This is a genomic window from Methylocystis sp. (assembly GCF_051061225.1).
GTDB lineage: Bacteria > Pseudomonadota > Alphaproteobacteria > Rhizobiales > Beijerinckiaceae > Methylocystis.
This window is the reverse complement of sequence record NZ_JBPFEB010000030.1, coordinates 1-7,639: the sequence shown is the minus strand read 5'-3', so window position 1 is coordinate 7,639 and position 7,639 is coordinate 1. Positions and strand designations below refer to the sequence as shown.

General features: G+C 59.6%; 7 protein-coding genes and 2 pseudogenes. 4 read left to right on the top strand and 5 right to left on the bottom strand.

From position 1 onward, the window contains the following. Positions 1 to 87 (top strand): annotated as a pseudogene (locus ACR652_RS06820) (IS6 family transposase); the annotation flags it as partial. A 1,408-nt stretch (positions 88 to 1,495) separates the two neighbouring features. Here the strand turns inward: ACR652_RS06820 and ACR652_RS06815 are convergent. From ACR652_RS06815 to ACR652_RS06795, 5 genes are all read right to left on the bottom strand, one after another. Next, positions 1,496 to 1,915 carry a hypothetical protein gene (locus ACR652_RS06815; protein ID WP_434505766.1) on the bottom strand — a complete coding sequence of 140 codons (420 nt, stop codon included), beginning with the start codon at positions 1,913 to 1,915 and terminating at the stop codon, positions 1,496 to 1,498. 370 nt (positions 1,916 to 2,285) lie between these two features. After that, a complete protein-coding gene (locus tag ACR652_RS06810; RefSeq protein ID WP_434505765.1) occupies positions 2,286 to 2,420 on the bottom strand; it encodes a hypothetical protein in 135 nt (44 codons plus the stop codon). Positions 2,421 to 2,526: 106 nt separating this feature from the next. Further along, positions 2,527 to 3,624, bottom strand: coding sequence for a Rieske 2Fe-2S domain-containing protein (locus ACR652_RS06805; RefSeq protein ID WP_434505764.1), 1,098 nt, complete (start codon positions 3,622 to 3,624; stop codon positions 2,527 to 2,529). A 109-nt stretch (positions 3,625 to 3,733) separates the two neighbouring features. After that, the gene (locus ACR652_RS06800; protein ID WP_434505763.1) at positions 3,734 to 3,973 is read right to left on the bottom strand and encodes a hypothetical protein; all 240 of its coding nucleotides are present in this window, start codon (positions 3,971 to 3,973) and stop codon (positions 3,734 to 3,736) included. A gap of 15 nt (positions 3,974 to 3,988) precedes the next feature. Beyond that, the gene (locus ACR652_RS06795; RefSeq protein ID WP_434505767.1) at positions 3,989 to 5,707 is read right to left on the bottom strand and encodes an FAD-dependent oxidoreductase; all 1,719 of its coding nucleotides are present in this window, start codon (positions 5,705 to 5,707) and stop codon (positions 3,989 to 3,991) included. A 354-nt stretch (positions 5,708 to 6,061) separates the two neighbouring features. Between ACR652_RS06795 and ACR652_RS06790 the strand changes: the two genes are divergently transcribed. The 3 genes and pseudogenes from ACR652_RS06790 to ACR652_RS06780 form a co-directional block, all read left to right on the top strand. Beyond that, positions 6,062 to 7,189: a hypothetical protein gene (locus tag ACR652_RS06790; RefSeq protein WP_434505762.1), complete on the top strand. Its 1,128-nt coding sequence runs from the start codon at positions 6,062 to 6,064 to the stop codon at positions 7,187 to 7,189. 183 nt (positions 7,190 to 7,372) lie between these two features. Further along, positions 7,373 to 7,525, top strand: coding sequence for a DUF4031 domain-containing protein (locus ACR652_RS06785; RefSeq protein WP_434505761.1), 153 nt, complete (start codon positions 7,373 to 7,375; stop codon positions 7,523 to 7,525). Positions 7,526 to 7,550: 25 nt separating this feature from the next. Beyond that, positions 7,551 to 7,639: pseudogene (locus ACR652_RS06780) on the top strand (IS6 family transposase); the annotation flags it as partial.

The following is a 7,639-nucleotide window of genomic DNA, read 5'->3' as shown; positions in this document are numbered from 1 at the left end:
CAACCTTCTCGCCACTCGGCCATCGCCATACATCTGCATCGCCTCAGGGCATTCACGGAGTGGAGGTCCGTGACGCTATCCGTCTAAAATCCAGGCCAAGGGCCCTTGGCTGTACTCTGAGCGAGTTAATTTGACATCGCCGTGACATATGACGGCCCAGATCACCCGTATCTCCCGGCGCCTCAAAAAAAAGCGGGTCGGTGCCCACAAGGTTTGGTTTGGCGGGAACATTTTGACGGAGATACCGTCTGCGTGCTTCCCGGGGAGCGCGACGCCAATCGCCGCAAACGTGGTCTGTCAGTGGGCAGCGCGACAGCGTGTCCGCAGGGGCTGGTATGGCGCGAACAATTCGACGGGGACACCGTTTGTGTCACTCCGTTAGAACGTGACGCAAACCGCCGTCGTCGGGGCTTGCCGGTTAACTAGTCTGCGAAGAGCGCCGATCATATCTTGGATAGCGCCGACAATGGTCGACTCTATCGATCTGAACATGCACCGGACGGTGATGAGAGGCTTCGCCTACCATTCCGACGGCTTGACGGAAACCGCCAAATTAAGCTGATTTCCGACGCGAAGCCGGGGGCCAGAAAAAGCCCGGCACGAGGTCGGGCCAAGGAGAAGAGTTCCCTTGGGAGGAGGTGAAGAACCAACCGCCCAACTTAGAACATTGTTCCATCACGGGGAAACATAATGAGTGAGAGGTCCGGTTTCGGCGGCCTCTTGTGACGGGCCTAACGCTGCCCACCCCCGCCTTTGCCGTTGCCGTTGCCACTGGCGATTTCCTCAGGCAGTTGCCAAAGTCGGCGCTTCTGTCGGGACAAGCGCCTGAGGTCTCCTCCCGCGACCACGACGCAGTCCTAAGAAAGCGAAAGGATCAGGACCGGACGCAAGACGCTTGTCGAGATGCCCGGTGCCAGCCGCGGGGGCTGCGCACCCCCTTCACTGCTTATCAAGACCATGAGAGAACCCAGGCCTGATCACACAACGCGGCAATGTCATTAGGCACTTGCACGTCGCACAACGTCAGTATCGCACTATCATCACGAAAGTCGCTTTGGTTCGCCTTGCCACGACAACCACCGAACGTACTCGGTAAATTTCCATTCTGTAGCTGGAGCCGACAGGTCGCCGATTCAAAATAACTATTGGTCCCAAGCAACCATCGTATGTATAATGAAAAATGACGATGGAGCCAACGGCATCCGCGCAAATTGAACCGGTCGCCGCCCCCTCAAGTCCCTTAGTTGCGGGTCCTTCCTTCCCGTCAACCTCGAATAGCGCAAGCCTCTCGCAAGTATTAGGAGCAGGAAGTCTTGCTCCCTTCGCAACGAGGGTTCCGCCTCCGCTCTTTTGCCCCAAACCATAAGCTGCCCGATTTGTTCGCATGACAGGGCCGCCGCTTAGCGTCCAAAGTAGTATTATGATGCGCTCGAGCCGCCAGAAACTTTGACCAGCAAATAAGGGCCCTTGGCGGTGACTGCCAAGGGCCTCCGTATCACCTCTTAATCCTACCAGCTGCGGCCGCCATAATCGCCGTGGCCGTGCCCCCACTGATCACCGCCGCATCCGATTCTGTAGCCTCTGCGCTGCATTTCCCGGCACGACATACGGTCGTCAGAGTGGCCCCACCGATCGCCACGACGTCCTCCATATCCGTCGCGGCCGTGGCCCCAGCGATCTCCGCCGCGACCGTAATCGTGTCCCCAATAGCCTCCTCCGCGACGCCCGCCATCGTGGCCCCAGCGGTCACCCCCACGACCGCCGTACCCGCCGCCGTCGTTGCCCCAACGATCACCGCCACGAGCGCCGCCGCTACTACCTTTCCTGCTGCCCCAACTATCGTTGTCGCTCTTCTGTCCGCCGCCGTAGCCGCCTTTTTCTTTGTTTTGAGAAGACCCTTTTCCACCTCCGGCATCGCTCGTTCCCGGGGTTCCACCATAGCCTCCACCCCACGCGGCAAATGCCGCCGTTGGGAGCGCCAACGCACCCGCAACCGCAGTGACAAGCGCCAATTTACGTAACATGGCAGAGCTCCTCTGAAGCGTCAGCGCCGTAAGGCGCAGCCCATTGGCAAGTGGGACCTACTTCGGCAAGATCAACAAAATTTTGAGTGAGCGATGGTCTTAGTATCGGGCGTGCTCCGACTTAGCGTCGAGCTCCGCTGCTCACGATGGCGCAAGCACGCTTTTCGGTTGTCCAGAAAACTATTCCGCCCAAGAACAAAGGCTCAATCCTCGCCATTTGCTTCCTCGAATATCCCGCGCTGCCTCGCCATGTGCAAGAGCTCACAGGCCCTGCGCGACAATTTCACGTAATGCCTGCCGTAAAATATGGCCGCCGCGACCGACGCGCCCATCGTGGCGCGGATCGGTGGCTTCAGGTCCTTCGTTGCAGGGATAGGAATGGCCAGGGATGTCCATGGCGCCGAGCTCTTGGTAAACGGCGATAAGCTGCTACCTACGTAGCCACTTCGTTGGCCCATCCCATGAGCTTGCCATGCAATGGTGTCGCGCCTCGCGGTTCGGGTCATTTCGTGCGAAGCGAATGCGCCTTGCGACCTCCGCGGTGAATCGAAGCGGGAGCCTCGTCGCGCGCAATTAAGTCTTTCGCGAGCTCGATGCAGCGTTTAGCAAGCATGGCCGCGCCCACGGCCAATTCGTTTGAATGTTGCACAATGTCGACATTTCGCTCCATATCTTCGTGCGACCAACCGCGCGAGTGAGCAATAAAGGGAAACTGGGGGAAGATGAACCCAAGCTCCGCGAAAAATCCGAGCATTTGCCCGGCCACCGCCTGAATATTGTCCTGCCCGCCCACAATGATGAAACCCGCGACCTTGTTGCGAATGAGCACTCGATTGGCGATTGTAATCTGATTCTGAACGCAATTGAGCCGTTCGGCCATCTTGAAATAGAGCGACGAAGCCGTTCCCCAACGTATGGGCGACGCGACGAGAATTACGTCGGCCCAGTGCACCAGAGCCTCGTAGATGCGGTCCATCTGGTCATTTGTATCCATTTGCGTTATCGAACACGGCCAAGTGCATGCGTGCGCGGATTTTGAATAATAGCCTTCGCATGCTCGGAATTTTAGCTCATTCAACCTGATCAGCCGCGTATCAACGCCAACTTCACTAGCGGCTTTCAAGGCATGAGCGAGAACATGTTCCGAGCCGGAAAATCGCGGATTCGAAGCATCCATGACTGTCGTTGCGATGCCCGCGAGGCGCAGCGGGCCCGGCGCGCGTTGGATCCGTCTGGCAAGCGGATGAGGTGCGTGCGGCGTCCGCTTCCGCTTCGTCGCGGCGTTCAGATCCACGAAAACGCGACCATTTTCCACTTTCACCGGATAGGCCGGGACGCAGTCTCCTTCGAACCCAGGTTCGCCGACCCCCGTGCAACGGTGAAATTTCCAGTTGTGCCAGGGACAAACAATATATTCCCCGTCTAGCCGGCCTTCGCCTAGTGGACCGCCGACATGGTTGCAGGCGTTGGAGATGACTCCGACGCGCGCCTCCTTGACGGAAACCGCAAATTCCATGTTGTCCGCCTTGATCCGGCGGATCGACGCCTGTGACGCCTCCTCTAGAGAGCAAATATCGAACCAATTCGCGTCGTGAGCCATCTCGTCAACATGCTCCTCTTCGCATTGATCCCGCATTGACCGGCGAAGTCGCTACGAAAAATATTTAAGCCTGTGCTCCACAGATGTGGAAGGTTCGTTGGAGGACTTATTAGCCCTCGACGTCGGTCTCTGGCCGATCGCTGCCTCGCGACGCTTCGTCGTGCCAACGGCCTTCCTTGTCTTCGAAGGAAATATCCGTCGATTCTCCAGGAACGGTTTGTTCGTTCGCTGCGCGATCCGCCGCGTTGCGAGCCAGGGCATGAGACGGGAAAGTTTCGGAAAACACTCCGTCGACGCGATACGCCCACCCCCCGTCATGCTCGACAATCTCATAGACAGTCTTGCTCATGTGTCGCTCCTATCGCTATTGAGTGGCGTCATTGTTTGGCGGGTCACTCACAAGCGTTCGTTTCGCCGGCTCCTGGTCGACAGCGGCCAGAAAGGCGTGCAGTGTCGCGACGACCTGGGCGCCCTCACCGACCGCCGCAGCGACCCGTTTGACGGAGCCCGAGCGAACGTCGCCGATGGCGAAGACCCCGCAGCGGCTTGTCTCCAGGGGGCGGCGTTTTTCGGCGGCGTCTGCGCCGGTCAACACGAACCCTTTCGCGTCCAACGCCACGCCAGATCCGGATAGCCAAACCGTGTTGGGGTCAGCCCCAATGAAGAGGAACAGGTGACGAATTGGCCTCCGGACTTCCTCCGCCGACGCGCCACGACGCCAGCGAACCGCCTCCAGCACGCCATCTTCTCCTTCCAGTCCGCTGACCTGCGCCTGCGTCGCCACTTCCACATTGGAGAGGCCGGATATGCGGTCGACGAGATAGCGCGACATGCTCGCTTCGAGATCGCGTCCGCGCACCAAGAGCCACACCTTGGCGGCTAGGCTTGAGAGATAGACCGCAGCCTGTCCAGCGGAATTGCCGGCTCCCACGAGGGCCACCTCCTGGCCAGCGCAGAGTTTCCCCTCAAGGGGCGAGACCCAATAGTGCACGCTCGACCCTTCGAATTTTTCCAGATCCTCGACATCCAGCCGCCTATATCGGGCCCCGCTGGCGATCACCACGGAGCGTGCACTCGCGTGTTCATCATTAAACAGTTTCAGGCGAAAGCTATCTTCGTCGGCGGAGGCCATAGCCTGAAGGCCGATGACCTCATCCGGAATCGCCATTTCAGCGCCGAACTTCTGAGCTTGGTTGTAGGCGCGCGCCATCAGGGCCATACCGGTGATGCCCGTAGGAAAGCCCAGGTAGTTCTCGATCCGCGCTGAAGCGCCCGCTTGGCCGCCAAACGCTCGGCAGTCCAGCACCAGGACGGAGAGCCCTTCAGAAGCCGCGTAGACCGCGGTGGCCAGGCCAGCCGGTCCTGCCCCGACAATGGCCACGTCATAGACCCGCTCCGGATCGATCGGCCCCACGAGCCCGATGCAGCGGGCCAGTTCGGTCTCACTAGGATTGCGCAGCAGCTGCCCGCCCGGGCACAGCACGATCGGCAACTCGCGTGGGCCGACCTGGAAGCGTTCGATCAGCGCCTTCGCCTCTGGATCCGCTTCCGGGTCCAGTCGTTGATGAGGATGGCCATTGCGTGACAAAAAGCCTTCGAGCCGCAGGACATCGCCGTTCGCGGCGCTGCCGATGATCACAGGACCTCCGGCTCCAGTCTCGAGCAGGCCGACGCGACGCAGGATCAGTGCGCGCATGATCCGCTCTCCAAGTTCGGCCTCCGCCATGAGTAGCATCCGGAGCCGTTCGGGCGGGAGGATCAAAGCCTCCACCGGTCCTTGTGCGTGAGCGTCGACTAGACTTGGTCGCCCCGCCAGCTGAGCCAATTCTCCCATGAACCCGCCCGCGCCATGAGAGACGATTAGCTCCCGGTGACCCGATTGGTCGTGCGTGCTTATGTCGACCCTGCCGGTCAAGACGACGGTCAGGCCTTTGCCCACTTGGCCGGCGTTGGCCAACGCTTCACCTCTGCCATAGAAGCGGACTTCGCCGAATCGTCGCAGCCGCTCGATCTCCGCAGGCGTCAGCTCGGGGAACATCTGGGGACGCCGCGTATCTATGATCGATTGAGTTGGCTCCGACATGGTCAACCGATTAGCCTGAATTGACAGGGCGGGGATTCACCTCTGACATCTAAAACCTGGCAGGGCGACCTGCAGGGGCACGCGTTCAGCGTTCCTGCCCGTTGTAATGCCGTTGGCCGCACTGAGTTCCTTTCCGACCGGCCTTCGGCCTGACCACTGCTCCAAGTTCGGCGATGGGGTTCCTGACGGCTTTGATAAGCCAGAGGATCGCGGAAAGGGCTCGAAACAAGCGTAAGGCAGTATGCGGCCGTTCTCATCCGAGATGGACAGTGTATTCTAGACGCAGACGCTCTTCTGGGAATTAGCCACTGCTTTTTACGAGGTCTAATGCCTTTGGGTTCAGGAACAGAAAACTTGTCGCTGCTTGGCGGCCCGCTTCACCGACTGGGTGCGCGGTGTGCTCTTGTGCGCGAGGATAAGAATACGGTCCTGCTTGGATTGGCGCTCGGCTGGCTTCCTTGGCTCGTTCTCGTGTTTCTCGCTTTGGCTCAGGGTGCGACAAATATTTTTGCTCTGCCGGTCGTGGCGGTGCATGCGCGGCTGCTCCTGGCGCTGCCGCTGCTCTTTGTCGCTGAAACGGCGCTAGACGCCAAGTTTCGCGAGTTTGTCGTGCTGTTGCTGCGCTCGGGACTCCCGGGGGAGCGGGCTTTGCCCGAACTGGAGACGGCTGCTAGTCGCCTCTTGCGTTGGAAGAATTCATGGCTGCCCGACGCGACAAGCCTGGTCGCCGCCGCCGCCGTGTCCGTGCTTTGGGTCCGAATGCGCCTTATCGGAGCGAGCCCGCATGAATCGAGCCAGGCGCTCGCCGCCATGCCTCTCGCCGCGGCTTGGTATTGGTTTGTTTGTCTACCGCTCTTCCGTTTCTTGATGTTTCGCTGGGCTTGGCGGCTTGCGTCTTGGTGGCTTTTCCTGTGGCGGCTGGCCAAGAGCAATCTTGCATTGCAGCCCGATCATCCTGACCGCGCCGGAGGGCTCGGCTATCTCGAGATCGTGCACACGCGTTTTGCGACTCTCGCTCTCGCCATCTCGATTATTGTTTCGGCGACATTCGCTGAGGATATCGTTTCAGGCAGGACCAGTCTGAAAGACGCTTATCCTGCTCTGTTCATGACACTGCTGATCGATGTTCTTTTGTTCATCGCGCCGCTCTGCGTCTTTGCTTTCAAGCTGAGGGCAAGTCAGGAAAGAGGGCTGCGTGACTATACGACGCTTTCCTCTCTCTACGTCCACAGCTTCGAGCAAAAATGGATTAGGCGCGAGGGCCCGCAGGAGCAGTTGCTCGGAACGCCCGATCTTCAATCCCTCGCGGACCTTGGGAACAGCTTCTCGGTGGTCCGCAACATGCGCCTTGCTCCTATCAGCATACGCCTCTTGGTGATTATTGGCGGGGCCGCTTTGGTGCCGTTGGCCCCCTTGCTTCTCTTTGACTATCCGCTGGCGCAACTGGGGCAGATGCTTCTGCGCAAGCTCGCGGGGTTATAGTGTGACGAGTTTTGCGTGTCATTCGGCGTGGGGTCTCGACGCCGATCGGCACGGCAAGTAGCTGAAATCGCATGTTCCAGAGGGGTCACTCGCTGACGCCCATTTTCCATATTCGCGGATTTGCGGAACAACCAGGCAGGCATGGCATGAAAAGGACGGTACCGATGGACCTACACCGACCCGTTGCAGATCGGCCTCGGCAGGTGGTCGCGGCCTTCCGTCCGGCTATGGGAGGATCAATTGGCAGTTTATGTCGACGACATGCGCTCGCCTTACGGCGGAATGATCATGTGTCACATGCTCGCGGACGGCGTTGTCACGTTAACGGCTGGGTAGCGCTTTTGGGCCGACAAGGGCGGACATGACCCAGCCGCCCGTGAGCTACAAACGCCATCGTTTCCCGCCGGAGATCATCGCCCACGCCGTCTGGCTCTATTTCCGGTTCCCGCT